We start from the raw sequence: 26,183 nt of genomic DNA on the forward strand, positions 1-26,183 counted from the left end.
CAACTAACACGGCCCCCATCCCACGGGAAGAAATTCTGGAACCCGGGGATAGGACTATTATGTGACAAGAAAAGAACGAAGTATGAATAGGTTTGCTGGTGATATGATACAACAGTATCCTGCGGTTCGTATCCTATCTTCTGGGAAAGGAGTAGATGAGAGTGGGGAAGAGTTCACTGCAGTAAAGGTAGAAGGGAAACTGAAAAACTCTACAATCGACATCAATGGTCCAGGTAACTCTGGTATCGGTGTGGAGAGTGAAGGAGGAGAATTTGATAACGTTTCCTTGGATATTGATGGATTTGAGACAAACCTGAAAACAGAAGACACAGAAGGAACAATATCAAGCTTGGATTCGACAGATACAGACATTGGATGGAAAGCAAAATCAGGAACCGATATCGAAGTTGGTGAGATCAACTTTGAAACCCGGATTGCTGATATTGTCTATACTCACGGGGTCAGAATTGAATTTATAGATGAAGTAGCCAACCAGATTTATAGAGAAACCAGCGGATCCCTGAAGCCTGCTGAGATTGAACTTCACAGTCAAGCTAAGGCAGTCCTTGACTCAGAATCAGAGGAAGAAAAACGGAAAAAGTTCGCCCAGCTACTTAAAAACGGATACAGAGGAATAGATGCGTTCTTGAACGTGTATACCGCGTATAAATTGGTTCAGATATACACGGACTTTGGTGGATCAAGTGTCCCCAACCTGCTACCTTACTAGGGTGAACTCGGACTCAACCACAATACGTCAAGTAGTTACTCTCTGTTGAGGGGCTGGCTGAGGACACCCCGACAGAAGGGCTAACACCGTTCATGTCTAGTTAACTCCTATGCGGACGCTGTACGTCCAGCCGCTGTGCCCGTACTGCCGGAAAGTGAAGCGCGCGCTCGGCGACCTCGGCCTCAACTACGAGACCGAGCGCGTCTCCTTCTTCAAGTTCCGCCGGGACGAGGTGCGCGAGGTCAGCGGGCAGTCGGCAGTGCCCGTGCTCGTGGACCCCGACCACGGCGTCGAGGGGATGTCGGAGTCAGACGACATCGTCGAGTACCTCTACGAGACGTACGGCGAGTAGTCACGAGACGGCGGGCACCTGCACGCTGTCGAGGACATCCCGCACGACGTCCACGGGGTCGACGTCCTCGACGGTGGCCTGCCCGGTGAGCACGAGCCGGTGGACGAGCACGGACTCGCCCGCTCGCTTGACGTCCTCGGGCGTGACGTAGTCCCGTCCATGCACGACGGCGCGGGCACGAGCGACCTCGAACAGCCGCTGGGTGCCGCGCGGGCTGACGCCGACCTCGACGCGGTCGTCCTCGCGGGTGGCGCGGCCGACGTCCACGACGTAGTCGCGGACGCCGTCGCTGACCGAGACCGTCTCGGGGACCCGCTGGAGGTCCGCGAGCGCGTCGTCGGGGACGACCTGCGAGACCTCGGGGGTGGTGGTCTGACGGTCGGCGCGGCGGTCGATGAGCTCGCGCTCGCCGGCGCGGTCGGGGTAGCCGATGCCGGCCTTCACGGCGAAGCGGTCGCGCTGGGCTTCCGGTAGTCGGAACGTCCCCTCCTGCTCGACGGGGTTCTGGGTCGCGATGACGAGGAACGGTTCGGGGAGCTGGTGGGTCTCGCCGTCCACGCTCACCTGTCCTTCCTCCATCGCTTCGAGGAGTGCGGCCTGTGTTTTGGGGGGTGCGCGGTTGATTTCGTCTGCGAGCACGACGTTCGCGAACACCGGGCCGGGGTTGAACTCGAAGGACTCGGTGCGGGCGTCGTAGACGTGCGAGCCGGTGATGTCCGACGGGAGGAGGTCGGGCGTGAACTGCACGCGCGTGAACTCCAGCCCGAGCGCGGTCGCGAGGCTCCGGGCCGTGAGCGTCTTCCCCGTCCCGGGCACGTCTTCGAGGAGGACGTGGCCGCGGGCGAGCGCGCCCGAGAGGACGGTTTCGAGGAACTGCCGGTCGGTGACGACCGCCTCGCTGACCGCGTCTATCACGTCGGTGCACGTCCGGGCGGCGGTGTCGACGTCCATTCGAGTCGTGGGTCGCCGGCGCCGGCCTTGTAGTTGTCGCCTACACCCGGTACGCGACAGTAACCGCTCAGTTAATACCGCGTCAGCCCGTCACTTCGAGTAACCGAGCGAAACGCATACACCGCTCCCACCGAGAGGAGTGCGTGACAGCGCCGTTCGAGACGGGCGCGCCTCGAACGGAACGGGGGCAACCGACGACCATGGGACCTGACACAGAGCTTTCGAACGTCGTACTCGTCACGGTGGACTCGCTGCGAGCGGACGCCATCGGCGCGTACGACCAGACGCGACACACGCCGGTGATGGACCGCCTCGCGCAGCGAGGGACCGTCTTCGAACGCGCGTTCGCGAACGGGAACTGGACGCCGTTCTCGTTCCCGTCGATGCTCTCCTCCCGGCCGGTGTTCTCCGACTCCGACGAGGTCGGCGTCAGCGAGTCGCCGACGCTCGCCTCGGCGCTCTCGGAGGCCGGGTTCGCCACGGGCGGGTTCAACGCCGCCAACGGCTTCCTCACCTCTCACTGGGGCTACGACGACGGGTTCGACGAGTTCGAGCCGTTCGTCGCCAGCGTCGGGTCGAGCATCTACAGCCGCTACCTCGCCACCCACCCCACGGTGGAGGCGTGGCTCCAGCTCGCGACGTCGCCGCTGCGCCGCGCCGGGTCGTGGCTGCGCGGCGACAGCGACGACCGGCCGTTCCTCGACACCTCGCGGATGTTCGACGTCGAGCACGCCGCCACCGAGTTCGTCGAGGAGACCGACGAGCCGTTCTTCCTGTGGGTCCACTACATGGACGCGCACACGCCGTACGTGCCCGCGCCGCGGTACATCCGCGAGGTGTCCTCGAACGTCCTCGGCACCCACCGGATGCTGCACGCGCACACCCGCACCGGCCTCGGCTGGGAGGTCGGCGAGCGCACACTCGGCGACCTCCGCACGCTGTATCAGGCGGCCGTCCGGCAGGTCGACGCCAGCATCGGCCGCCTGCTGGACACCCTCGACGCGGAGGGCGTCGCCGACGAGACGGCGGTCGTGCTCGCGGGCGACCACGGCGAGGAGTTCCAGGAGCACGGCCACCTCGCGCACTACCCGAAACTCTACGACGAACTGATTCACGCGCCGCTGGTCGTGGACGTGCCGGGCGCGGAGCCGCGGCGCGTCGAACAGCAGGTCGGGCTGGACTCGATTCCGCCGACGATTACTGGCCTGCTGGACGTGGACGCGAACGCCGAGTGGCAGGGCGACTCGCTGGCCCCCGCGGTCCTCGACGGCGACGAACCCGACGACGACCCGGTCGTGTCGGTGACCGTGCGCGGCGAGTCGGTAACCGCCCAGCCTATCCCGCGCTCGCTCGACGACGGCGACCTGCTCGTCAGCGTCCGCGACAGGGACTGGACGTACATCGAGAACGTCGACACGGGCGCGACCGAACTCTACCACCGGCCCTCTGACCCCGACCAGCAGGACGACCGCTCCGTGGACCCGACGCCCGAGGAGCGGGCGGTCGTCGAGCGGTTCGCGCCGCTGGTCGACGAGCACGCGGCCGTCGTCCGCGACCACAGCGGGACGACGGAGACGGCGGTCGACGAGGACCTCGGCGCGCGACTGGAAGCGCTCGGCTACAAGTAGATGGTGCGGCGCTACCTCCGCGGCCTCTACGAAGGGCCGTTCGCGATGCAGTTGCGGCGGTTCGTCGCCGTCGGCGCGTTCACCGCGGGCGTCCAGATGGTGTTGCTGTGGGCGTTCGTGGACGTCGGCCGGCTGAACTACCTCGTCGGCGCCGTCATCGCCATCGAGATCACCATCGTCCTCTCGTACGTCCTCAACAACGCGTGGACGTTCCGCAAGTACCGAAACACCGGCACCGTCGACTACCTCGTCGGCCTGCTGAAGACGAACGTCATCCGGGGCTCCGCGATTCCGCTGCAGGTCGGCGTGCTGTTCGCGCTCGTGGAGTGGCGCGCGCTCCCGTACCTCCTCGCGAACGCGTTCGCCATCTTCGTCAGCGGCCTCTACCGCTACGTCCTCGACGCGAAGTGGACGTGGGGGTGAAACGGGGCGCCCGCGGCGCTCACCGGCAGTTTCGGCCGACCGCTCGTCACGTTCGGCGGTCTCGCAGTCGCGTTCTAGGGTCGCCGACGCCGTGGAATCACGAGACAGAGTGGTGACGGCAGCCGGTACGCGACAGTATTTTTACACGCCACGCCGTCGGTTCATTCTATGAGGTCCCCGACACGACGCGCGGCGCTGGCCGTCTGCGTCGCCCTCCTCCTCGTCACTGCCGGCTGTACCGGCGGAACGAACACGTCGAACACCACGGCACCGACGACCGCTGAGACGACGACCGCGACCGATGCGTGGTCGCCAAACGTCAGCGTCGAGCAGTACCCGCCGGGCGTCGCCGAGAACGGCACGCTCACCAACGCCTCCACGCTCGCGGACGCGCACTTCGCCGCGACGGCCGACGAGACGCTGGTGCTCACCATCGAAGGGACGGGTCCGAACGACACGAGCGTCAGAACGTACGCACACGGCGACGGCCCGACGCCGTTCTACGCCACCACCGACCGCACCGAGGACGGCACGCGCATCGTGAGCGAGTCCTACCAGACCGAAGAGCGCGGCTTCGTCCGGCACGAAGTCGAGAACCGGAACACGACGCTGTACCGGGTCACGCAGAACACCAGCACCCCCGGGACGGACAGCTGGCTGAGCAACCACGGACCGTTCGACGTGGAGTATAGACTCGGGACGCAGTTCGTCCTCGGGAACTACACCGTCAACGGCACCGTCGAGCGCGACGGCCGGACGTTCGTCGAACTCACCGCCGACGAGCCAGCGGACGAGGACTTCGCCCCGGCGTACGACGGGACCGCGCTCGTCACGCCCGAGGGCGTCGTTCACAGCGTCGAGGCGTCGTTCGCCTCGGGGACCGGCGACGACCGGGAGTTCCGCGAGGTGTCGGTTTCGCTGGACACGGACGCCGAGTGGACGGGCGCGCCGTCGTGGATTGACGACCGGCCGAACCTCTCCGTGTCGATAGTGGAGGACGGCCGCGCGCTCGAACTGCGGAACAGCGGCGGAGCGACCCTCCCGGCGAACACCACCTTCGAGGTCTCCGGGATGAACGCCACCGAGGGGTGGGAGGCGCGCATCTTCCCGGACGTGACCGGGACAGTCACCACCGACGCGGCGCTCGAACCCGGCGAGGCGATGTACGTGACGGCCGACGAGAACGGGACGTCGTTCGCGCTCCGCGACGAACCCACGCGCGGCGAGTACGCGTTCGCCGCCGCGAAACTCCACCACAGGAACGAGGGCACCGTCTACTCGCTGGTGACGGGTCTCGACCACCAGCCGGAGTAGCCTACGAGAGCCGTTTCCGCATCGCGACGTGCGGGATGCCCGCTTCCTCGAACTGTTCGCCCTCGCGGACGTAGCCGCGGTCGTCGTAGAAGCCCGCGGCGGGCAACTGGGCGTGGAGGTAGAGTTCGTCGTAGCGCTCGCTGGCAGTCGCTTCGAGTTCGTCCATCAGCGCCGCGCCCCAGCCCTCGCCCCTGCGTGATTCGCGGACCGCGACGCGCTCGACTTTCCCCACGCCGTCGTCGTACTCGCGGAGGCGCGCGGCCCCCACGGGCTCGCCGTCGTCGTAGGCGACGAAGTGCGTGGCGTCGTCCTCGTGCTCGTCTACTTCGAGGTCCTCCGGGACGCCCTGCTCGTCCACGAACACGGCGTACCTGACGCTGAGGGCGTCCTCGTAGCGGGCGTCGGTGTCGGCTCGCACGACCGGCATAGGAGAGCGTCGGGCGGCGAGCCGGAAAACCCCTACTGCTCGCCGGCGACGTCCGCGACGAACTCGCCCAGAAGCGACGACAGCATCGCGGCGAAGCCGGTATCCCGGCTCCAGAACGCGGTCTCGGTGCCGTCGTCGCTGGCGACGCTCACCAGCACCGCGGCGTCGTCGACCATCACGACGCGCTCGGCGCCCATCTCCGGGGTCGGCTGGTGGGCGACGGAGACGCCGCGAGCGCCGAGGTCCCGCGCGACGTCGAGCACGGCCTCGGACTCGCTGACGACCGTCACGGCGACGCCGGCGTCGGCGGCCGCCGCGAGCGCGTCCCGCACCGCGGGTTCGAGCTGTGAGACGTCGTCGGTCCCGTAGACGACGTGGTCGTCGGCGGACTCCACGAGCTGGGCGGTCCGGGAGACGACGTTCGCGTCCCCGCGGACCGTCCAGATGGACTCGCTCTCCTCGGTGGCGCCGTACTCCTCGCGGACCGATTCGAGGTAGTCGAAGGCGGCGTCGCTCTCCGAGCGGAGCTGGCGGTAGAGGCGCTCGCGCGCCTCCTCGACGCCGACCGGCCGGTAGCGGGTCGGGTTCGACTGCTCGACGTCGACGAGCCCGCGCCCTTCGAGGTCCTCGGCGGCGCCGTACACCTGCGAGCGCGGCACGTCCGCGATGTCCGCGACCTCGCTGGCGGTGCCGGTGCCGAGCTTCTGGAGCGCGACGAACACCCGGGCTTCGTACGTCGAGAGGCCGAGGCGCTTGAGCGCGCCGACGGCGTCCTCGTCGTTCATTCGCCCTCCGGGCGCTCGCGCGCCCACTCGCGGACCACGCGGTCGTACTGGTCGGCGGTCAGCTCGCCGTCCGCGAAGGCGGCGCTGGCTTCCGCGAGGTCGTCGTCGGTGACGTCCGCCTGCGCGAACACGCGCTCGAAGATGTCCGCGACGACCGCGGCGCCGTCGTCGCCCGCGACCGTCCGCTCGTCGCCGTCCGCGAGCACGCGGCCGGAGAGTTCGACCTCGGAGCCGTCGGGCGCCGTCTCGGCGACGGAAACCTCGTAGCTGGCCGAGGCGTGCTCGCCGTCGAGGCGCCACGCGACGTAGACGGTGTCGTCGTCCGCGACGGCCTCGACCGGCTCGGGGTCGGTGTCGAGGGCTTCGACGGTGCCGCCGCGAACCGTCTCCGTGAGCACGACGCGGCCGTCCCGCGCCGGGACGGTGACGGTCGCGGTGAGCGTGCCGCCGGGCTGGACGAGGTCGCGGCTGAGCGTCCGCGTCGGTTCGTCGGTGCCTGCGTCGGCTGTCGCGGCGGCCGCCGGCGCCGTCTCCGCGTCGACGACCGGCTCGGCGCTCGCCGTCGTGCTCGGGTCGTCACCGTCGTCCGCTGGCGGGTCGGGATCGTCGCCGTCACCGCCGAAGTTCGCGTCCTCCGGGCCGAGGTACTTCGTCCAGAGGACGAGCAGCGTCGGCAACACCAGCACCGCCGCGAGGAACGCGTAGACGATGGTGAGCCCGGTGATGATGCCGAACTGCTGGAGCGGCGGCAGGATGGCGAACACGAGCACGCCGAACCCGCCGACGGTGGTCGCGGCGCTCCCGAGGAGCGCGCCGCCGGTGCCGGTGACGGCGGTGCGCATCGCCTCCCAGACGGTGTCGGTGCGCTCCAGCTCCTGCATGTAGCGCTCGCTGAGGTGGATGCTGTACGCCACCCCGAGCCCGACAGTGAGGCTCGTGATCATCCCCGTGAGCACGTTGAACGGGATGCCGAAGACGTACATCGTCCCCAGAATCCACGCGACGCTCAGGACGACGGGCAGCAGCGTGACCGCGCCGAGGGTCGCGCTCCCGTCCGTCAGGCGGTAGGTCGCCATCAGGAACGCGAACACCGCCACGAGCGTCACGAGCAGGCTCTGGATGACAGTGTCCAGTAGCTGGTCCTGGACGATCTTGTTCAGGATGGCGCTGCCGGTCGCGGTGGCTTCGAGGCCGTCGCCGGAGGCCACGTCCGCGACGTCGCGCATCTGCTCGGTGACTTCGCCGCCGGACGCGCCGCCCTGCGTGGAGACGACGAGGCGCGCCGCCGCGTAGTCGCCGTCGTCGGTCTGGTGGATGTACGAGCCGGCCTGCTCGGGCGCGGTCTCGTAGAGCGCGTCGTAGACGGCTTCGACGTTCCGGTCGGGGACGCCGTTCCCGTCGGTGTCCGCGGCGTGGAACGTCTCGTTGAACGACTCGTTGGACGCCGCGACCGCCTGCATCGTCGACAGCGGCCCCTGCACGCCGGGCTCGCCGTTCGCGAGCGTGTACGTGACGTTCTGCTCGGCGGCGGCGTCGCGGGCCGCCTGTATCCGCTCTAGAGACCTGTCGCTGGCGACGTCACCCTCGATTAGGATTTGCGCTTGGGAGTTCTCCGGGGAGAACCGGTCGTTGACGTACTCGAGGTTCGCCTTGGCGGTGTACTCGCCGGGCGCGAACGGCTCGGGGAGGTCTTTCATCCAGTCGGCGGGGTCCTCCGCGAGGAAGTCCTGCTGATTGAACGACGTGTCGACGTTCGTCGCGCCGTACGCGCCCGCGGCGGTCACGAGCAGCGTGAGCACCAGCACGATGGCGGGCGCCTTCCGGGCGGCCTTCGAGCCGAACGACAGCACCTCGCTGAACCGGCCGCCGCCGGTGCCGAACGCGCGCTTCTTGCGGTCCCAGCCCCGCGATTCGAGGAAGGCGTCGAGTTCGACCTTCATCGCGGGAATCAGCACGCCGAACACCAGCAGCGCGGCGACGATGCCGACGCTGGAGACGACGCCGAAGTCGCCGATGGGCGGCACCGGACTGGTGAGGTTCGACAGGAACCCGATGACCGTGGTGGCGGTCACCCACACGAGCGCGACGCCGACGCCGGCGAGCGCGACGCGCATCGACCCGCGCGGGTCGGCGGGGCGGTCGGGGTCGTCGACGGCGCCGAGGCGTTCCTCGCGGTGCCGCATGAAGATGTGAATCGCGTAGTCGATGGAGAGCCCGATGAGCAACACGGGCACCGCGATCATGATCTGGTTGAACGAGATGTCGGCCAGTCCCATGAAGCCGAACGTCCACGCCAACACGGCGCCGATGCCGAACAGCCCGAGGAGGATGTCGAGGACGTCGCGGTACGCGACCGCCAGCGCCACGAGCACGAACAGGATGGCCAGCGGCCCGACGATGAGCAGGCTGTCGGTCATCGAGGAGTCGATCTCGTGGGTGATGATGCCGCCGCCGAACACGAGGAACTCCTGCGCGCGGTCGTCGCCGAGGTCCTGCATCGCGAGCTGGGCGTCGACGATGGTCTCGCTGCCGGTCGGCCCGCCCGCGGGCGCCTCGCTGTCGGTCTGCTGGGTGGCGACGAGCATCGTCGCCTCCGCGGTGGTCGAGCCGGGCTCGTAGGACGTCGGCATCAGGCCGAACACGGACTGGCCGTTGCCGCCGTTCTGCCCGCCGCCGAGGACGGTGGCGACCAGCGACTCGACTTCCGAGTCGTTCAGCGACTGGAGCTGGGCGAGCTGTTCGTCCAGCGTCGCGTTACTGGCGTTCTCGTAGGTCGCGCGCTGGGTCTGTAGCTCCTCGCCGAGCGTCTGGAGGCGCTGGGCCTGCGACTCGAGTTCGTTCGAGCGCTCTTCGAGCGCCGCGTACTCGGCTTCGAGGACGCCGCGCGTGCCGAGCCGGTAGGCGGCCTCGACTTCGGACTGGCTCTGCGCGCTCCGGAGGTCGCCGGCGGCCCGCTCGAAGGTCGCGTAGTGGCTGTCGGTGAGGTTCACCGAGGAGTTCGCGCGCACCCGGTCGAACGCCGCTTCGACGCTCGCGTCCGGGTTCTGTCGGAGCACCGTGAGCTCCGCGCGCAGCGACTCGGCGGTCGCGTTCAGCGCCGCGGACCGCTGTTCGAGCGCCGCCCGCTCGGACTGGACGGTCTCGTTCAGTTGCTCGAACTCCTGGAGGGTGGCCTGTAGCTCGCGGCCCTCCTCCTGTTGGATGGACGCCGTCGCGACGACGTTCGCGATGCCGGTGATGGCGCCGTCGTCGGCGAGCGTCTCGTTGACCGTCTCGTTGTCGTAGAGCGCGCGCTCGTACTCCAGCGTCCCGACGAGCGCGTCCTTCGTGAGGACGTTGTCGTCGCGGACGACGACTTGGACGGTCGTGGCGTTCTCCGCGCCCGAACTGAAGTTCGACTCGATGTAGTCCAGTTTCTGTGACTCGTCGCTCTCGGTCTGGAACTGGTCCAGCGACGACGACTGCTGGACGTCGCCCGCTCCGGCGCCGATGAGGACGGTCAACACCAGCATCACGGCGATGATGGCTTTGCTGTGGTTCGTGACGAAGGCGGCGGCGTCGCCGATGCGGCTCACGCCAGCCACCCCCGGTGTTCTGTTGGTAGTATCATACTGACAGCGTGGTTCTCGGGCTATACTGACAGCTACGTCGTACATAAACACACCGAAAGGAGCGACGACTGCTCGCGGCACGCGAGGCTCGGCGACTGGCCGGCTGACGCGGCCGAATCCCGGCGCTACCTCCTGTCTACCACTCCGCGACGCCGCCGTCCTCGTGGCGCCAGACCGGGTTGTGCCAGTCCGGTTCGTCGGCCGCGCGAACCGCGTCCTCATCCACGTCGATACCCAGCCCCGGCCCCTCCGGGAGGTCCACGTAGCCGTCCTCGTACTCGAACACCGACGGGTCTTCGAGGTAGTCCAGCACGTCGCTGCCCTCGTTGTAGTGGATGTCGAGGCTCTGCTCCTGAATCAGCGCGTTCGGCGCCGCGGCGTCCACCTGCACGCACGACGCCAGCGCCACCGGCCCGAGCGGGCAGTGGGGCGCCAGCGCCACGTCGTAGGCCTCCGCCATCGACGCGATCTTGTTCACCTCGGTGATGCCGCCGGCGTGCGAGAGGTCCGGCTGAATCACGTCCACGCTCCCCTGCTCGAAGACCTCCTTGAAGTCCCACCGCGAGTACATCCGCTCGCCCGTCGCGATGGGCGTCGTCGTCTTCGCCGCGACCTCCGGGAGCGCGTCGTTGTGCTCGGGGAGCACGGGCTCCTCCACGAAGAACGGGTCGTACGGCTCCAGCGCGGCGACCAACTGCTTCGCCATCGGCTTCGAGACGCGACCGTGGAAGTCCACGCCGATGTCCACCTCGTCGCCGACCGCCTCCCGGACGGCGGCGATGCGGTCGACGGCCTCGTCGACGGCCTTCGGGTTGTCCACGCGGCGCATCTCCGGGGTCGCGTTCATCTTCAGCGCCGTGAACCCCGACTCGACCTTCTCCGCGGCGGCCTCGCCGACGTCGTCCGGACGGTCGCCGCCGATCCACTGGTAGACGCGGACCCGGTCGCGGGCCGGCCCGCCGAGCAGTTCGTAGACCGGCGCGCCCAGCGTCTGCCCCTTGATGTCCCAGAGCGCCTGATCGACGCCCGCGATGGCGGACATCAGGACGGGGCCACCGCGGTAGAACCCCCCGCGGTACATCGCCTGCCAGTGGTCCTCGATGCGCGTCGGGTCCTCGCCGAGCAGGTAGCTCTCGAACAGCTCCTCGACGGCCGCCTCGACGGTCTTCGCGCGACCCTCGACGACCGGCTCCCCCCAGCCGACGGTGCCGTCGCTGGTCGTGACCTTCAGGAACAGCCACCGCGGAGCGGCGTGGAACAGCTCGTAGTCAGTGATTCGCATTACGTCGAGGACTGACCGGACGCCCGTTAGTGGTTCCGGTCAGGCCCGCGAGCGCTCAGAACGACTGGCCGCTACTGGGGCCGGAGCCGCCGGGGCCGCGGTAGTCGTAGTCGCCGAAGCCCAGCACGGGGAAGAAGACGACCGGGAGCAGCCACAGCCCGATGCCGAACAGGACGCCGCAGCCGAACGACTTCGCGACGTCGATGGACATCTTCACCGTCACGAAGACGTTCACGAGGGGGACGAACAGCAACAGCAGCCACCACCACTCGTTGCCGCCGATTTTGAGCATCACGTAGACGTTGTAAATCGGGACGATGGCCGCCCAGCCGGGCTCGCCGGCCTTCGAGAACGTCAGCCACATTCCGCCGACGACGGCGACCAAGACAACCAGCGCGAACAGCAGTGCGAACAGTCCAGCGACCGCGTCGCCGGCGCTCGACTGGAGGGGCAACAGGAGCGTGTCGAATGTCATTCAAGCCTACTACAGCCGTACCCACGGAAAAAACTCCGGGGAGTCACTCCAGTTGCTCGACGTACTCGTAGTCCGCGGGGTACGCGGTCGGCGCGGCGTCGTCCACGCGGATGCCCCAGCCGTCGAGCGCGCTCGGGTCGTCGAGCGCCGCGCGCAGCGTCGCGCGCACGTCGTCGACGTCCACGCCGTAGTAGTCGCCGGGCACGCCGTCGAGGTACTGGAGGGCCGTCCGGAAGAGGCTCCGCATCCCGTCGTCGTTCTCGAAGTCGTAGTGCTTGTACGCGCCCGCCGCCACCTGCACCATTCCGTGAAGGAATGCCGACTCCGTGGTGCCGCTGCCGTAGTTGTACCACTCGTCCTCGAAGCAGTCGTGGGACTCGTGGAACTCCCCGCTGTTGTAGAGGCGGACGCCGTGCTCGGTCGCGCGCCGCAGCGTCGCGTGCTCCCACACCCGGCGGTCCGCCAGCCAGCCGGTCGGGTTCCCCAGCGGCGGCGCGACGCTCGGGTCGCGGGTGTGGTCGTCCATCACGCGGTGGTTCGGGCTGGCGGGCCGTAGTCCCGTCGGTGGGCGCGCCACGATAGCCGCAACGGCAACCCCTATGCGTCCGCGTCCGCTACGACGTGACGATGCGAGTCGAACAGCTAGGCGACGGCGAACCCGAAGTCGCAATCGTCGGGAGCGTCCACGGCGACGAGCCCTGCGGCGCGCGTGCGGTCCAGCGACTGCTCGACGCCGACCTCGACGTGCTCGAACCGGTGAAACTCGTCGTCGCCAACGAGCGCGCGCTCGAAGCGAACGTCCGCTACCTCGACGCCGACCTCAACCGCTCGTTCGGCGAGGACGTCCCCGAGGACGCCCACGAGGTCGAACTCGCCCACCGCCTCGCCGACGAGATTCGTGGGTGTACGGTGCTGTCGCTGCACTCCACGCAGTCCCACGCCGACCCGTTCGCCATCACCGCGGGCTTCGACGGCTCGATTTCGGACATCGTCCCCCGGCTCCCGGTCGTCGCGACCGTGGACACGCAGGGCTTCGGCGAGGGCCGGCTGTTCGCGTCCGACGCGGACATCATCGAGGCCGAAGCCGGCCTCCAAGGGACGGAGACGGCCGCGGAGAACGCGTTCCGCCTCGCGCGCGAGTTCCTCACCGCGGTCGGCGCGCTCCCCGGGAGCGCGGTCGAACGCGAGATTCCCGTCTTCGAGATGGGCGAGTCGATTCCCAAACCCCCGGCCGACGAGTACGAGGTGTTCGTCGAGAACTTCGAGCGCGTCGAGCGCGGCGAGACGTTCGCCGCCGCCGACGGCCACGAACTCGTCGCCGACGACCCCTTCTATCCCGTCCTCCTCTCGCCGTACGGCTACGCCGGCCAGTTCGGCTACCGCGGCCAGCACCGCGGCACCGTCGGTCAGTCCTCGGACGGCGCGAACTCCACGAGCGTCAACTCCCTGTCCAGCGCGCAGTAGTCGTGGGGCGGGTCGCCGACTATCTCCTGAATCTGGTACTCCTCGTCGAACGCGGCACCGGCGGGTTCGCAGTACTCGTGGCTCGGGCACTCGGTGTGCGGGCACGGCCCCGCTAGCTTCCCCTTGCTCCCGGCGTACGCGCCCTTCGACGGCACGTTCGCCTTCACGGACGTCGGCTCCACGTCCACCGCGACCACGCCCTCGTCGTGGACCGCGCAGTCGAGTACCTGCCCGCCCTCCCGGACCTCGCTGACCTCGTAGCGCACGCCCTCTTCGAGTGTCAGGCACTGCTTGCGGTACGGGCACCCCTCGCAGGCCGACGACTCCCCGCGGTAGACGAACTCGGTGCCCGGCTCCGCGAGCCGCGACCCGAGCAACGTGATAGACATGCCCGGGGATTCGGCTCGCGCGTGGTTAAGCCCCTCGCCAGCAGGACGAGCAGGAAACGTTTGGCGTGAACGTACTCGACGCGATACGGCGGCCCCAGAAGACACCACCTCGAAAGCCCCGGGTCGCTCGACTCGTGCGCCTCGCTGCGCGCCTCGTTCGCTTCGCTCTCTCGGTGCTTGCTTCGGCGTACTTCGCCGAGCGACCCGCCCCTTTCAGTCCGCCCGTAGCCGGTTGGCCAGCCGGTAATTGGGTGGACTGAAAGGGGCGGGCCGGTCGGCTGCTCCCGGACGAAGCAAGCACGCGAGCACAGCGAGCGCGCGCAGCGAGTCCCGGAGCACCGAGCGGCCCGGGGCTTTCGAGGTAGTGTTGTCGGCCACTCCTGCGAACGCTCGCACGAAGACTAGACCTAGCCCGAACAGCTACCCGACCGAGCACCGACAGCCTAGGTGTGATACTAGTCGTGTGCGGGCCGCCGGGCGCGGGGAACACCACAGTCACACTAGGCCTAAATCGACACCTCGAAGCCGACCGCTACGACTTTCGGGTGATTCACACGGACGACCTCTCGACGCCGGTGTACGACCACTTGTTCGAGCGCGTCGCCGAATCCCCCGAAGCGAACTGGCTGCTCGACGGGACGTTCTACGAGGCGCAGTGGCAACAGCGAATCCGGGAGTTCCCGGACGTGAACGTGATTCTGGTGACCGCGGACCGGGACACCTGCATCCGCCGGAACCACGAGCGAGACGGCGTCTCGGAGCGCGCGGTGAAGGTGATTTACGACGAGTTCGACTGGCCGGACGCCGACTTCACCGTGGACACCGACGTCCTGCGCGTGGAGACCGCGGTGGACCTCGCGTACGAGCGCGTGCAGTCGTGGCTCGTGGAGGCCGATACAGTCGAGAAGTGAGTCAGCCCGTGAGCTCGTCGAGCTCGTCGAGGTAGTCGTCCCGGGGGAGCTGGTAGGCGTCCCGGTAGTCGACGTCGCCCGCGTCGAAGCGCGCCGCGAGGTCGATTGCGCCGGCGTCGGCGGCGTCCCGGGTTTCGTAGCGGGCGTCGGCGTCCTTCACGCGGACTTCGGGTTCGAGGCGGAGGGAGACGAACCAGCTGTCGGGCGCGGAGTGCGAGCGGCGCTTGCGCTCGGTGGGCGGGCGGCGCGCGACGCGAATCGTCGGGAGGCAGGGCGCGGGGAACTGCTGGGTGTCGAAGACGTCGGGCCGGTAGACGAGAATCGCGCCGTCCTCGTCGTCGTTCCACACCCGCCAGCCCTCGGGGAGGTCGTCGAACGCGGTCATGGGCGTCCTACCCCGCGAGCGCCGTAAGGTCTGCCGGTTCGCGGCAACGGAGCCGCAGGTGAAAGTGGAGCCGCTCGGAGTCGTGGTTGATCCAGCTCTTGCAGGCCGCAGAAGCGTAGAAATGGCGGGATTTACGTCGCAACTCAGGTCGTTTCACTTTCACTCCGCACCCCCGCCGTTCGCGGTCGCGGAGTCAGGAGTCGGCCAGCGTCGCCGCGGCTTCGACGCTGTCGGCGTCGTCGCCGAGCCACTCCTCGGCCCACTGTTCGATGGCGTCGAAGACCGGGAACAGCGACTCGCCTTTCGCGGTCAGCGAGTAGTACGTCGCCACCGGGGACTCCTCTTCGAGGCGGCGGTCGACGAACCCCATCTCCTGGAGGTCGTCGAGCACCCGGGAGAGCGTCCGCGAGCTGGCGTCCGTCGAGCGCTTGAGTTCGTTGAAGCGCTTCTCGCCGTCCTGGAGGTCGTGGAGCACGATGAGCCGCCACTGGGAGCCGATCTGCTCCAGCGAGTCGATGACGCTGCAGGCCTCCTCGCTGTATCGCTCGTCTGCCATGCTCGACCGTACGCAGCGGGCGCCCATAGTGGTTCCGACTGGAATCAGGTGTCAGAGTGACACTGCCGGGGGTGACGCCACCGTCACCGGCTGGCCCCGAGGTTAGCTGAACGGTTTACGTGTGGGCGACCTAGCGGGTGGTATGACTGACGCCGACCCCCACGCCGGACAGCCAGTCGAGTCCCGCGGCCCAGCCCTCGAAGACGCCGACAGCGCCGTCATCCTCCTGCACGGCCGCGGCGCTCGCGCGCAGGGAATGCTCGGATTCGCCGACGACCTCCCCAGCGAGGGCACCGCGTTCGTCGCGCCGCAGGCCGCCCGCGCGACGTGGTACCCGAACAGCTTCCTCGAACCGACCGAGGAGAACGAGCCGTGGTTCAGCTCCGCGCTCGGCCTCGTCAACGACGTCTTCGAGGACGTCACCGAGCACGTGCCCGCCGAGCGCGTCGCCCTCCTCGGGTTCTCGCAGGGCGCGTGTCTCGGCAGCGAGTTCCTCGCGCGCAACCCCCGCGAGTACGGCGGGTTCGTCGCGTTCTCCGGCGGCCTCCACGGCCCCGAGGGGACGACGTACGACTACGACGGCGACCTCGACGGCACCCCGGTCTTCCTCGGATGCAGCGACCGCGACCCCCACATCCCCGAGGAGCGCGTCCACGAGACCCGCGACGCCTTCGAGGCGATGGACGCCGACGTCACCGAGCGCATCTACGAGGGGATGGGCCACACCGTCAATCAGGACGAACTGGAGCACGCCGCCGACATCGTCGGCGGGCTGTAGCCGCGACCTGTACGTTTACCCGCGGCCGGCCGCTACCAGTGAGTATGAGCGACGCCAGTGACAGCGCCGATACCGGCAGTGCGGACGCCAGCGACCTCCCCGAGACGGAGGCGGAGTGGCGCGAGCGACTCGGCGACGCCGAGTACGAGATTCTGCGGAACGCCGGCACCGAGCGCCCCTACTCGGGGGAGCACGTCGACCGCGACGAGGACGGCGCGTACCGGTGTGCGGGCTGTGGCGAACTGCTGTTCGACGCGGACACGAAGTTCGACGCGCACTGCGGGTGGCCGAGCTTCTGGGACGCCGCCGACAGCGACGCCGTCGAGCGCCGCCCCGACCACAGCAACGGCATGGAGCGCACGGAAGTCGTCTGCGCGACCTGCGGCGGCCACCTCGGGCACGTCTTCCAGGACGGCCCCGAACCCACGGGAGAACGGTTCTGCATCAACTCCGCGGCGCTGGACTTCGACCCCGAGGACTAGAAGCAGTACGAGAACGGATACGTGAGCGCGACGCGGTCGCCGTCCTCCAGTTCGGTGGCGAACCCGTCGAGCAGTTCGTTGAACCGGCCGTTCACGAGCACGCGAGCGTACGCGCGAGTGCGCTCGCCCTCGGGGTTGCGCTCCCAGCGCCCCGGTGGGTCCCCGGGGTAGTTCGCCCACGTCGCGGCCGTCTCCTCCTCCTCGCTCTCCGCGAGCAGCATGTCTTCGAGGCCGTACTTCTCGAAGAACGCGTCGAGGAACTCCCCGAGCGTGTCGCCCTCGAAGGTGAACTCTATCTCGTGCGTCCCGAGTTCGCGGCGGACGTGCCCGGTCGCGCCGACCTCCACCGTCGTCTGGGTCGTGGCTTCGGCTCGGTCGCTGTGCTGGACGCTCATACTGACGCGTTCTCCCTTCACGCCGGTAAGCCACGTCCCGAACGTGTTCGCGCTTCCGGGACTGAAACGCCTATGGCGCTCCCGGGCGACGCTGGAAGTGATGGACGAGGACCGCGAGTTCGCGCTCGAATCCCGGCTCACGAACCACGGCTGCTACCTCCGCGAGGTCGCCGTCGACGACGACACCTACTTCGTCACCTACCAGTCTGCCGCCGCCGACGCGAACGGCGAGATTCCCCACCAGCAGGTCGGCGACGTCGTCAACGACTTCCGGAAGCTGTTCGACCGCCGCGACTGGCCGGTGCGCAGCGTCGAAGCGACAGTGACTGACCTCGACGACGACCCGCTGGGCAGTTGGCGCGCCGAGAAGTCGTGGTTCGTCGCGCTCGCCGACGGCGACCTCACCGAGGTCGAGTTCTCCCGACGCCTGATTGACAGCCTCGAAACGGTCGAACGTTAGCCGCCCGCGCGCATCGCCTTCCGGCGGAAGTCCTCGATTAGCTCGTCGAAGGCGTCCTCCCCGAACGCCTCGTCGGCCTCGAAGGCGACCGTGACCTCCGTGAGTTCCATCGACGGCCCGATGGCGACCTTCTCCGCGGACAGCTCCGCGCGCCAGCCGTCGCCCTCGACGGTGTGGTCGTCGACGGCCGTGCCGCCGAGGCTCTCGAGGTAGTTGCGCGCGAGCCGCACCGAGATGCCGCGGAACTCCTTCTCGCGTCTCATCGGTGCCCGCCCGCCACCGGCGGGAAGATGCTCAACTGGTCGCCGTCCTCCAGTGCCGTCTCCATGCCGTCGAGGTGGAGCACCTCCCGCCCGCTCTTGAGGACGTTGATGTGGGGGCGCAGGTCGTCGTTCTCCACGAGCTGGCCCTCCAGTCCCTCGTACTCGGCTTCGAGTTCGCGGAGCACGTCGCCGACGGTCGTGCCCGCGTCGTACTCGCGCTCGACGACCTTCGTGCCGACGGCCTGCCGGAACGTCGCGAAGAAGCGCAGTTCGACGTTCATGCGCTCCCGAACCTGATGCCGTCCTCGACGAGGCGCTGGTTGCGCTCGCGGTCCAGCGCCGCGCCGAGCTCGTCGTGGTCGTAGAGCTGGGCGACCAGCTCCGCGTAGAGGTTCCGCCACGAGATGGCGTAAATCGGGGACTGGCCCCACGCGCGAAGCTCCGGGATGAACTCGTCGAAGCGCTCCAGCCGGGACTCCAGTCGCTCGACGGCGTCGACGACGTACGACACCGCCTCCTCGTCGGAGTCCGCGGCCTCGATGGCGTCGTTGATGCGGCGCTCCCAGCCGGCGACAGCCTGCTGCATGTCCTTGCGCGTGTCCTCGCTGTCGGCGGGCAGCGAGTCGAGAATCGGTTCCGGGACGCCGAGTGACACCGTTTCCATGGTTCGTCGTGGCGCGCCGACGAGCATAAATCCCCCGCTGGTTCCGACGACTGCCGGAACCGAGAGTCGGAGACGGCGGTCGGGTCGATGCCGCAATTGTAACCGGTACCGTTCACGCTGTCGTGGGAATCACTATGACGCAACAGTCCGTATGTAACGATAGAGCACTAACTATGACCGACCTAGGTGGGTATCAGGACAACGTCGCTCGCGTGGACCTCAGCGCCGGCGACATCGACTACGAGAGCATCGACGACGAGGACGCCCGCGAGTACATCGGCGGGCGCGGCCTCGGCGTGAAGTACGTCTTCGAGAACGGCCCCGACGTCGAGCCGCTCTCCGAGGAGAACCTGCTGGCGTTCATGACTGGGCCGCTGACGGGCACGCAGACCCCGATGAGCGGCCGAATCGCGGTGGTCACGAAGTCCCCGCTGACGGGCACCGTCACCGACTCCCACCACGGCGGGTGGAGCGGCGCGCGCCTCAAGTGGGCGGGCTTCGACGGCCTGCTGTTCGAGGGGAAAGCCGACGACCCCGTCTACGCGGTCGTCGAGGACGGCGAACTCGAACTCCGCGACGCCAGCCACCTCTGGGGGCAGGGCATCCACGGCACGCTCGACGACCTCGAAGAAGAGGTCGAGGGGTCGTACGGCAAGAACCTCTCCGCGATGGCCATCGGACCGGGCGGCGAGAACGAAGTCCGATACGGCTGCATCATCAACGAGGACGACCGCGCCTCCGGCCGCGGCGGCACCGGCGCCGTCATGGGCTCGAAGAACCTCAAGGCGGTCGTCGTCAAGGCCGGCACGGACATGCCCAAGCCCGCCGACCGCGAGACGTTCATGGAGGGCCACAAGGCCGCGATGCAGGCGATTCAGGAGTCCGACGTCACCGCGCCCAACGAGGGCGGCCTCTCCGTCTACGGGACGAACGTGCTGATGAACCTCACCGAGGAGATGGAGGGCCTCCCCACGCGGAACGGCCGGTTCACGTCCACGACGACGGAAGCCGACGCCGAACCCGACGAGCCCAACATCGACTCGGAGAAGGTCTCCGGGGAGAACGTCGAGGAGAACATCCTCGTCGACGACCCGACGTGTCACTCCTGTCCGGTCGCCTGCAAGAAGGAAGTCGAGGTCGACGTCAACCACAAGGGAGAGGACCTCAACGTCCGCATGGAGTCCTACGAGTACGAGCCCGCGTGGGCGCTCGGTCCGAACTCCATGAACGACGACCGCGACATGATCGCGGTCATGATGGACCGCTGTAACGACCTCGGCATCGACAGCATCGAGACCGGGAACCTCCTCGCGTTCGCGATGGAAGCCACCGAGAAGGGCTACATCGACGGCGAGGGCATCGACTGGGGGGACCTCGACGCGATGACCGAGATGATCGAGAAGATCGGCGAGCGCGAGGGCGACCTCGCGAACACCCTCGCGGAGGGGCAGAAGCGCGCCGCCGAGGAGCTCGGCGCCCACGACTGCCGCCTCGACGTGAAGGGGCAGTCCATCGCGGCCTACGACCCGCGCGGCCTGAAGGGCATGGGCATCGGGTACGCGACCTCGAACCGCGGCGGCTGCCACCTCCGCGGGTACACGCCCGCCGCCGAGATTCTCGGCGTCCCGGAGAAAGTCGACCCCACGGACTGGGAGGGGAAGGGCGAACTCACCGCCACCTTCCAGGACCTCCACGCCATCTCGGACTCCTTCGACATCTGCAAGTTCAACGCGTTCGCGGAGGGCGTCCAGGAGTACATCGCCCAGTACAACGGCATGACCGGCCGCGACGTCGGCGAGGAGGACCTCCTCGAAGTCGGCGAGCGCATCTACAACCTCGAACGGTACTACAACAACCTCGCCGGGTTCGACGGCGACGACGACACGCTCCCGGACCGCTTCGTGGAGGGCGCCGAGGACGCGGTGCCCGCGGGCGGCGGCATCGAGGGCGAGCTCTGCGAGCTCGACAAGATGAAAGACGAGTACTACCGCGACCGCGGCTGGGTCGACGGCGTCGTCCCCGACGAGAAGCTCGACGACCTCGGCATCGACTTCGGCCCCGGCACGGGCGTCTCCGCGGGCGGTGCGGCCTCGGCGGACGACTAACACTCTACCCGACTTTCACGTTCTTTTGCTGTCCGACCTACCGACGTAGCGACGAGTGCTCAACGGCCGTTCCCTGGTGGATTGAAAGGGCGAGGGCTTTCAGGTGTCCGAGTAGCAGATGAACTAATCGAAGACGCCGACACCTAGACCCGAAACCCGTTTTTTCGCGCGCGCCGTACCTCGCGTAGTGACTGACATCTCCAAGGAGGCGTTCCACGACGCGCTGGAAGCCGTGGGTCGCCCGGTCGCGACCGCCGCGCAGGTCGCTCGGGAACTGGACTGCACGCAGGCGGCGGCCGCGGAGGCGCTGGCGGAACTCGCCGAGTCGGGCGACGTGGAGCGCGCGGACGTGGAGAACGACCCCGTGGTGTGGTACCCGCGGGACTGGCTGGAACTCACCGACCGCGAGCGCGTGGTGCCGTTCCCGGACCGACGGGAAATCGTCGTCGACCAGCCCGCGCAGTTCACGCGCGCGCAGCTGTCGCGGTTCGCGCACCTCGCGGACACGACGCGCTCGGGGAGCTACCGGTACGTGGTGCGCGAGGAGGACGTGTGGGCGGCGCCGTTCGAGAGCCTGGACGACCTCCTCGACGCGATGGACCGCGTGCTCCCGCGGGACTGCCCCGGCCTCAAGGACTGGGTCGAAGAGCAGTGGACGCGCGCGACGCGGTTCCGCCTCGTCACCCACGAGGACGGCTACGTCGTCCTCGAAGCGAAGACCGAGAGCCTGCTCGGGAACGTCGCCGACCAGCACCTCGCCGACGACGTGATTCGCGCGCCCATCTCGGACACGGAGGCGTGGGTCGCCGAGAACAAGGTCGCCGAATTGAAGCGCACGCTCTACGAGGCCGGCTACCCCGTCCAGGACGAGCGCGACCTCGAATCCGGGGAGCCGCTGGACGTCGACCTCGACCTCGACCTCCGGGACTACCAGCAGGACTGGGTCGAGCGGTTCGTGGACGCGAGTTCGGGCGTGCTCGTCGGGCCGCCGGGGTCGGGGAAGACCGTCGCCGCGATGGGCGTGCTCGAAGCCGTCGGCGGCGAGACGCTGATTCTGGTGCCGAGCCGCGAACTCGCGGCGCAGTGGCGCGAGGAACTGCTCGCGCACACGAGCCTCGAACGCGACCAAATCGGGGAGTACCACGGCGGCACGAAGAACGTGCGCCCGGTCACCATCGCGACCTACCAGACCGCGGGGATGGACCGCCACCGCCACGTCTTCGACGACCGCGAGTGGGGGCTGGTCGTCTACGACGAGGTCCACCACATCCCCGCGGAGGTCGCGCGCCGGTCGGCGGACCTCCAGAGCAAGCACCGCCTCGGGCTCACGGCGACGCCCGTCCGCGAGGACGACAAGGAGGAAGACATCTACACGCTCGTCGGGCCGCCCATCGGCACGGACTGGGACGCGCTGTTCGACGCGGGCTACGTCGCCGAACCGACCGTCGAGATTCGGTACGTGCCGTGGCGCGACGACGACGCCCGCTACGAGTACGCCGCCGAGAGCGGGCACACGCGCCGCCGGCTCGCCGCCGAGAACCCCGCGAAAGACGAGGAAGTGAAGCACTTGCTCCGCCAGCACGCCGACAAGCAGGCGCTCGTGTTCGTGGACTACCTCGAACAGGGCGAACGGCTCGCCGAAGCCATCGACGCGCCGTTCGTCAGCGGGGAGACGCGGCACGCCGAACGCGAGGCGCTGTTCGACCGATTCCGCACGGGCGCGCTGGACGCGCTGGTCGTCTCCCGCATCGGCGACGAGGGCATCGACCTGCCGGACGCCGAGCTCGCCGTCGTCGCCTCGGGACTTGGCGGGAGCCGCCGGCAGGGCGCCCAGCGCGCCGGCCGGACGATGCGGCCGGGCGGCCAGTCGCTTCTGTTCGTGCTGGCGACCCGCGGCACCGAGGAGGAGGACGACGCCCGCAGCCGGATGCGCCACCTCGCCGCGAAGGGCGTCCGCGTCACGGAGTCCGGGAGCGAACAGGCCTGAGCGGACTGCCCCAACCCCGGCCATTAAGCCGCCGGCAGGCGCACTCCCGACGATGACCGAGTTCCCGTTCGCGACCGCCGTCGACGTGCGCTACCAGGACCACGACACGCTCGGACACGTCAACAACGCCGTCTACGTGACGTACATGGAGGAAGCCCGGGTGGCGTACCTCTCGGAGTACGCGGGGCTGGCGATGGACGACATCTCGATGGTGGTCGCGCACCTCGACGTGGACTTCCGGCGGACCGTCGAGTACGCCGACGAGGTGGAAGTCGCGGTCGGCGTCACGGACGTCGGCGGGTCGAGTTTCACGATGGCCTACGAGGTCCGCGACGGCGAGACGGTCGCCGTCGAGGGCGAGTCCGTGCAGGTCACCCTCGACCCGGAAACCGGGGAGAGCCAGCCGGTCCCCGACGAGTGGCGCGACTCCTTCGAGCCGGTCGAGGGCTGACTACGCGGGCCCCGTCGCGGGGAACGCCCGGAGGCGGGCGAGAATCGCATCGACGATTTCTGCGTCGTACGTCCAGAACCCGTAGAACTGTCCCCGTTCGTGTTCTTCGGCCAGCAGCGCGCGCTTGTCGTCGTCGGCGTCGGCGTCCAGCACGACGAACCACGTGTCCGTGATTTCGTCGTCCTCGGAGGCGTGAATCGCGTGGGCGTCCGTCGGCACGTCCCAGTTCGGGCGCCCGTAGATGTGCGTCTCGACGCCCGCGGCCGCGAGCCGCTCGTAGAGCCGGTACTGCGGCCGCAGATTCGACAGTCGCTGGAAGCCCGCGTGCAGGACGCCGCCGAGCTGGTGGGCGCTGGACTCGATTTCGCGGGACGCGACGACCATCCGGTCGCGGCCGTAGTCGGTGAACACCGACTGGTCGATGTGGCGGAACAGCTCCGGGTACTCGATTTCGTCGGGGGCGGAGACGTCGATGAGCGGGGAGTCGGGTCGCACCACCCGGTACAGCGACTGCAGCGACGACGACGCGAGGAACTCTTGGCCGTCGTGGAGCACGACGAAGTTCCGCGGGATGCCGTCGTCGGTGGCGGCGCGCCGCAGGTCCACCGACTGCACGTCGAAGTACGATTGGATGTCTCGCAGCACGGACCGCGGCACGTCGACGTTGTACAGCGTCAGCGTGAGCGCGCGCTCGTCGACGCGGTCGATGATGTCCGGCAACGAGGGTGCGTCGTCAGCCATCACTACGTACGTTGTCCGTGTCGGTCCCGCCGTATAAATCGGGTGGCGGTGCGGGCGCCGCTCAGTGGCGGCGCGTCGCGAGCAGCGCGGCCGCCAGCACCGCGAGCAGCGCGGCGCCGGCGCCGAAGCCGGGCGACGTGCCGCCGGTCTCGTCGCTGGCGGTCGTCGCCGCAGTCGTCGCGGCCTCCGTCGTCGCTGTCGCAGTAGCCGTCGCGGTGGTCTGCTGGGCGACGTTCGCGTTTACCTCCGCGTTCAGCACGGAGGACTCGAAGTACGGCCGCTCGTTGCCCTCGATGCTGTAGTGGCCGTACACCTCGACGTCGCCGCTCTCAGCGAGCGTCCGCAGGTCGGCGTCCGCGAACGTCGCGGTGACCGTGCCGTCCTCGACGGACGCGTCGGTCGCGTTCACGCGCTCGTTGCGGCTGTTCAGCGCGTAGAGGCTGTCCGCCTCGACGCTCGTGGCGTTGTCCGCGGTCGGCGCGTCGAAGGAGACGGAGACGTCGCCCTCGCCGTCGAGTTCGACGCTCCCCGCGTCGGTCTCGTAGTCGATGCGGCGGATGCGGTCCTCGCCCTCGGGCGAGACGGACCCCTGACTCTCGACGTAGTTGTAGACGACCTCGCCGTACATCGTGTAATCGACGTTCGTGCGGGTCACGTTCGCCAGCGGCGAGCCGTCCCAGCCCGCCATGTAGGAGTTCACCGTGACCGTGTACGTCGCCTCGGGTTCGAGCGGCTCGCCGTTCACGTACGTCGAGCGAATCTGGTCGTCGGTGCGCTCGTGGCCGAGCCACTCGTAGGTGACGCCGCTGACCTGCAGTTGGGCCTCGGCGTCGTACTGCTGGCCGGTGTCGCTCTCCGCGGTGACGACCTGACTCTGGAGGACTTGCTCCAGCTGCGCGCCGGTCAGCTCCACCGTCACGAGGTGGTTGTTAAACGGCAGCACGCTGAACACGTCGCCCGCGGTGAGGTTGCCGGGGCCGTACTGGGCGTCCGAGCGGATGCCGCCGGCGTTCGTGATGGCGACGTCAGCGCCGGACTTCCACCGGAACGCGTCGGTGATGAGGTTCCCGAAGTTCGTCTCGTCGTGGTAGTTCGAGGAGAACCGCGCGTCCAGCTGGACGTCGGTCTGTCCGGCGACCTGCGAGAGCTGTTCGCCGCGGGCCGTCTCGATGACCTCCGAGACGTTCTCGTCTTTGGTGACGTTCTCCGTGGTCGGAATCAGGCGGCCGTTCCAGTCGGTGACCTCGCCGCCCTGCACGGTGAGGTTGAGTTCACCGAGGAACGCCGCGCGCCCCGCGGCCTCGCTGATGACCACGCCGTCGGTCGCCTGCGGCGGGTACTCGATTTCGTCGTCCCCGACCAGCACGGCGTCGACGTTCTCGGTGCTGTTCGCGAACTGCTCGGCGACCGGGACGCCGAAGTGGCCCAGCGCCACGACCACGTCGGCGTTCTCCTCCTCTTTCAGCTGGGTCGCGTACTCCGAGCCGACCTCGGAGTAGTTCTGGAGCTCGTAGCCCTGCTCGGCGAAGTCGACGGCCGTCTTGGACTTGATTTTCTCGTCGACGAGCCCCATCACGCCGACGCGCACACCGTCCTTCTCGACGACGGTGTACGGCTCCGTGCCGGGCACGTGCTCGCCGGTCTCGCTGTCGACGACGTTCGCGAGCAGCCACGGGAACTCGGAGGCGTCCGAGAAGTTCTCGACCGCGTCGAACCCGAAGTCGAGGTCGTGGTTCCCGATGCCTTCGGCGTCCGGGTCAAGTTCGTTCAGCACGTCCACGGGCGTCCGCCACTGGGAGATGGGCGACAGCGAGTGCGGGCTTACCTCGTCGCCGGCCCCGAACAGCACCGTCGGGTTGTCGTGGGCGGCGCGGCGCTGCTCGACGAGCGTCGCGAGCCGCGGCATCGTGCCGTTCTGTGCAATCGCTGTCTGGATGTCGTTGTACGACAGAATCGTGACCGTGGTGCCGTTGTCCTGTGTCGCGTTCGCCTCGGCGTCGACGCCACCGACTGCGGGTGCGTCGGCCGCCGCGGTCGAAGCGTCCGTGGGGGCTGCTGCGGCCGGCGCTGTCGCCGCCACCAGCAGGACACAGACAACGAGCGCGGTGTGTACGCGTCCCATGCAGGTCAGCCAACCGAAACCACCCACAAAAGCGTTACTCGTTCGTGCTCAA

The 26,183-nt window shown here is 68.3% G+C and carries 29 protein-coding genes; 13 read left to right on the top strand and 16 right to left on the bottom strand.

The window, feature by feature from the left end:
- Positions 1-61: 61 nt before the first annotated feature.
- Complete coding sequence (locus tag ABSL23_RS13435) at positions 62-730, top strand: hypothetical protein (protein ID WP_353634107.1); 669 nt, start codon at positions 62-64, stop codon at positions 728-730.
- Between the two features lie 109 nt (positions 731-839).
- Positions 840-1,082: a glutathione S-transferase family protein gene (locus tag ABSL23_RS13440; protein WP_353634108.1), complete on the top strand. Its 243-nt coding sequence runs from the start codon at positions 840-842 to the stop codon at positions 1,080-1,082.
- On the opposite strand, the gene ABSL23_RS13445 is transcribed toward ABSL23_RS13440, so the two are convergent.
- A complete protein-coding gene (locus ABSL23_RS13445) occupies positions 1,083-2,033 on the bottom strand; it encodes an AAA family ATPase (RefSeq protein ID WP_353634109.1) in 951 nt (316 codons plus the stop codon).
- Between the two features lie 200 nt (positions 2,034-2,233).
- Here ABSL23_RS13445 and ABSL23_RS13450 point away from each other — a divergent pair, with 200 nt between their 5' ends.
- The 3 genes from ABSL23_RS13450 (at position 2,234) to ABSL23_RS13460 (ending at position 5,398) form a co-directional block, all read left to right on the top strand.
- Positions 2,234-3,661, top strand: coding sequence for a sulfatase (locus tag ABSL23_RS13450; RefSeq protein ID WP_353634110.1), 1,428 nt, complete (start codon positions 2,234-2,236; stop codon positions 3,659-3,661).
- Positions 3,662-4,084 carry a GtrA family protein gene (locus tag ABSL23_RS13455; protein WP_353634111.1) on the top strand — a complete coding sequence of 141 codons (423 nt, stop codon included), beginning with the start codon at positions 3,662-3,664 and terminating at the stop codon, positions 4,082-4,084.
- Between the two features lie 168 nt (positions 4,085-4,252).
- Positions 4,253-5,398, top strand: coding sequence for a hypothetical protein (locus ABSL23_RS13460; RefSeq protein WP_353634112.1), 1,146 nt, complete (start codon positions 4,253-4,255; stop codon positions 5,396-5,398).
- Between the two features lies 1 nt (position 5,399).
- Here the strand turns inward: ABSL23_RS13460 and ABSL23_RS13465 are convergent, their stop codons facing one another.
- The 6 genes from ABSL23_RS13465 to ABSL23_RS13490 all read right to left on the bottom strand — a co-directional run bounded on the left by ABSL23_RS13465 (position 5,400) and on the right by ABSL23_RS13490 (position 12,504).
- Positions 5,400-5,825, bottom strand: a complete 426-nt coding sequence (locus ABSL23_RS13465; protein ID WP_353634113.1) for a GNAT family N-acetyltransferase — start codon at positions 5,823-5,825, stop codon at positions 5,400-5,402.
- Positions 5,826-5,857: 32 nt separating this feature from the next.
- Entirely contained in the window at positions 5,858-6,610 is a 753-nt protein-coding gene (locus ABSL23_RS13470; protein ID WP_059057147.1) for a helix-turn-helix domain-containing protein, read from the bottom strand.
- Positions 6,607-10,194: an MMPL family transporter gene (locus tag ABSL23_RS13475; protein WP_353634114.1), complete on the bottom strand. Its 3,588-nt coding sequence runs from the start codon at positions 10,192-10,194 to the stop codon at positions 6,607-6,609. The genes ABSL23_RS13470 and ABSL23_RS13475 overlap by 4 nt, the downstream gene beginning before the upstream one ends.
- 163 nt (positions 10,195-10,357) lie before the next feature.
- On the bottom strand, positions 10,358-11,503 hold the full coding sequence (gene dgoD, locus ABSL23_RS13480) for a galactonate dehydratase (RefSeq protein ID WP_353634115.1): 1,146 nt from the start codon (positions 11,501-11,503) through the stop codon (positions 10,358-10,360).
- Positions 11,504-11,558: 55 nt separating this feature from the next.
- Entirely contained in the window at positions 11,559-11,978 is a 420-nt protein-coding gene (locus tag ABSL23_RS13485; protein WP_353634116.1) for a DUF5684 domain-containing protein, read from the bottom strand.
- Between the two features lie 43 nt (positions 11,979-12,021).
- Entirely contained in the window at positions 12,022-12,504 is a 483-nt protein-coding gene (locus tag ABSL23_RS13490; protein WP_059057151.1) for a DUF309 domain-containing protein, read from the bottom strand.
- 101 nt (positions 12,505-12,605) lie between these two features.
- Here ABSL23_RS13490 and ABSL23_RS13495 point away from each other — a divergent pair, with 101 nt between their 5' ends.
- Positions 12,606-13,442: a succinylglutamate desuccinylase/aspartoacylase family protein gene (locus ABSL23_RS13495; RefSeq protein WP_353634117.1), complete on the top strand. Its 837-nt coding sequence runs from the start codon at positions 12,606-12,608 to the stop codon at positions 13,440-13,442.
- Here ABSL23_RS13495 and ABSL23_RS13500 read toward each other — a convergent pair.
- The gene (locus ABSL23_RS13500) at positions 13,385-13,831 is read right to left on the bottom strand and encodes a UPF0179 family protein (protein ID WP_353634118.1); all 447 of its coding nucleotides are present in this window, start codon (positions 13,829-13,831) and stop codon (positions 13,385-13,387) included. The two genes, ABSL23_RS13495 and ABSL23_RS13500, sit on opposite strands and share 58 nt — an antisense overlap.
- Before the next feature lie 449 nt (positions 13,832-14,280).
- On the opposite strand from ABSL23_RS13500, the gene ABSL23_RS13505 reads away from it, so the two are divergent.
- On the top strand, positions 14,281-14,742 hold the full coding sequence (locus ABSL23_RS13505) for an ATP-binding protein (RefSeq protein ID WP_353634119.1): 462 nt from the start codon (positions 14,281-14,283) through the stop codon (positions 14,740-14,742).
- 1 nt (position 14,743) lies between these two features.
- Here ABSL23_RS13505 and ABSL23_RS13510 read toward each other — a convergent pair whose 3' ends face one another.
- Both ABSL23_RS13510 and ABSL23_RS13515 read right to left on the bottom strand, forming a co-directional pair.
- Complete coding sequence (locus ABSL23_RS13510; protein ID WP_353634120.1) at positions 14,744-15,127, bottom strand: DUF5820 family protein; 384 nt, start codon at positions 15,125-15,127, stop codon at positions 14,744-14,746.
- A gap of 193 nt (positions 15,128-15,320) precedes the next feature.
- Entirely contained in the window at positions 15,321-15,683 is a 363-nt protein-coding gene (locus ABSL23_RS13515; RefSeq protein ID WP_059057155.1) for a helix-turn-helix domain-containing protein, read from the bottom strand.
- Positions 15,684-15,825: 142 nt separating this feature from the next.
- On the opposite strand from ABSL23_RS13515, the gene ABSL23_RS13520 reads away from it, so the two are divergent.
- Both ABSL23_RS13520 and msrB read left to right on the top strand, forming a co-directional pair.
- The gene (locus ABSL23_RS13520) at positions 15,826-16,461 is read left to right on the top strand and encodes a dienelactone hydrolase family protein (RefSeq protein ID WP_353634121.1); all 636 of its coding nucleotides are present in this window, start codon (positions 15,826-15,828) and stop codon (positions 16,459-16,461) included.
- A 44-nt stretch (positions 16,462-16,505) separates the two neighbouring features.
- A complete protein-coding gene (gene msrB / locus ABSL23_RS13525; RefSeq protein ID WP_353634122.1) occupies positions 16,506-16,943 on the top strand; it encodes a peptide-methionine (R)-S-oxide reductase MsrB in 438 nt (145 codons plus the stop codon).
- Here msrB and ABSL23_RS13530 read toward each other — a convergent pair.
- A complete protein-coding gene (locus ABSL23_RS13530; RefSeq protein WP_353634123.1) occupies positions 16,940-17,338 on the bottom strand; it encodes a MoaD/ThiS family protein in 399 nt (132 codons plus the stop codon). The genes msrB and ABSL23_RS13530 overlap by 4 nt on opposite strands.
- 100 nt (positions 17,339-17,438) lie before the next feature.
- On the opposite strand from ABSL23_RS13530, the gene ABSL23_RS13535 reads away from it, so the two are divergent.
- Entirely contained in the window at positions 17,439-17,798 is a 360-nt protein-coding gene (locus tag ABSL23_RS13535; RefSeq protein ID WP_059057159.1) for a hypothetical protein, read from the top strand.
- On the opposite strand, the gene ABSL23_RS13540 is transcribed toward ABSL23_RS13535, so the two are convergent.
- From ABSL23_RS13540 to ABSL23_RS13550, 3 genes are read right to left on the bottom strand one after another with little or no spacing between them, the layout of a single operon-like run.
- Positions 17,795-18,061, bottom strand: a complete 267-nt coding sequence (locus ABSL23_RS13540; protein WP_059057160.1) for a hypothetical protein — start codon at positions 18,059-18,061, stop codon at positions 17,795-17,797. The genes ABSL23_RS13535 and ABSL23_RS13540 overlap by 4 nt on opposite strands.
- A complete protein-coding gene (locus tag ABSL23_RS13545; RefSeq protein WP_059057161.1) occupies positions 18,058-18,342 on the bottom strand; it encodes a ubiquitin-like small modifier protein 1 in 285 nt (94 codons plus the stop codon). The genes ABSL23_RS13540 and ABSL23_RS13545 overlap by 4 nt, the downstream gene beginning before the upstream one ends.
- Positions 18,339-18,725: a hypothetical protein gene (locus ABSL23_RS13550; protein WP_353634124.1), complete on the bottom strand. Its 387-nt coding sequence runs from the start codon at positions 18,723-18,725 to the stop codon at positions 18,339-18,341. The genes ABSL23_RS13545 and ABSL23_RS13550 overlap by 4 nt, the downstream gene beginning before the upstream one ends.
- A 173-nt stretch (positions 18,726-18,898) precedes the next feature.
- On the opposite strand from ABSL23_RS13550, the gene ABSL23_RS13555 reads away from it, so the two are divergent.
- The 3 genes from ABSL23_RS13555 to ABSL23_RS13565 all read left to right on the top strand — a co-directional run bounded on the left by ABSL23_RS13555 (position 18,899) and on the right by ABSL23_RS13565 (position 23,268).
- Positions 18,899-20,830: an aldehyde ferredoxin oxidoreductase family protein gene (locus ABSL23_RS13555; protein ID WP_353634125.1), complete on the top strand. Its 1,932-nt coding sequence runs from the start codon at positions 18,899-18,901 to the stop codon at positions 20,828-20,830.
- Between the two features lie 187 nt (positions 20,831-21,017).
- Positions 21,018-22,817, top strand: a complete 1,800-nt coding sequence (locus tag ABSL23_RS13560) for a DEAD/DEAH box helicase (protein WP_353634126.1) — start codon at positions 21,018-21,020, stop codon at positions 22,815-22,817.
- 52 nt (positions 22,818-22,869) lie between these two features.
- Positions 22,870-23,268 carry a thioesterase family protein gene (locus ABSL23_RS13565; RefSeq protein WP_353634127.1) on the top strand — a complete coding sequence of 133 codons (399 nt, stop codon included), beginning with the start codon at positions 22,870-22,872 and terminating at the stop codon, positions 23,266-23,268.
- Here the strand turns inward: ABSL23_RS13565 and ABSL23_RS13570 are convergent, their stop codons facing one another.
- Complete coding sequence (locus ABSL23_RS13570) at positions 23,269-24,009, bottom strand: DICT sensory domain-containing protein (protein ID WP_059057166.1); 741 nt, start codon at positions 24,007-24,009, stop codon at positions 23,269-23,271.
- A gap of 61 nt (positions 24,010-24,070) precedes the next feature.
- A complete protein-coding gene (locus ABSL23_RS13575) occupies positions 24,071-26,131 on the bottom strand; it encodes a bifunctional UDP-sugar hydrolase/5'-nucleotidase (protein WP_353634128.1) in 2,061 nt (686 codons plus the stop codon).
- Positions 26,132-26,183: the final 52 nt, after the last annotated feature.

This window comes from Halobacterium sp. NMX12-1 (genome assembly GCF_040435975.1).
Taxonomy (GTDB): Archaea; Halobacteriota; Halobacteria; order Halobacteriales; family Halobacteriaceae; genus Halobacterium; species Halobacterium hubeiense.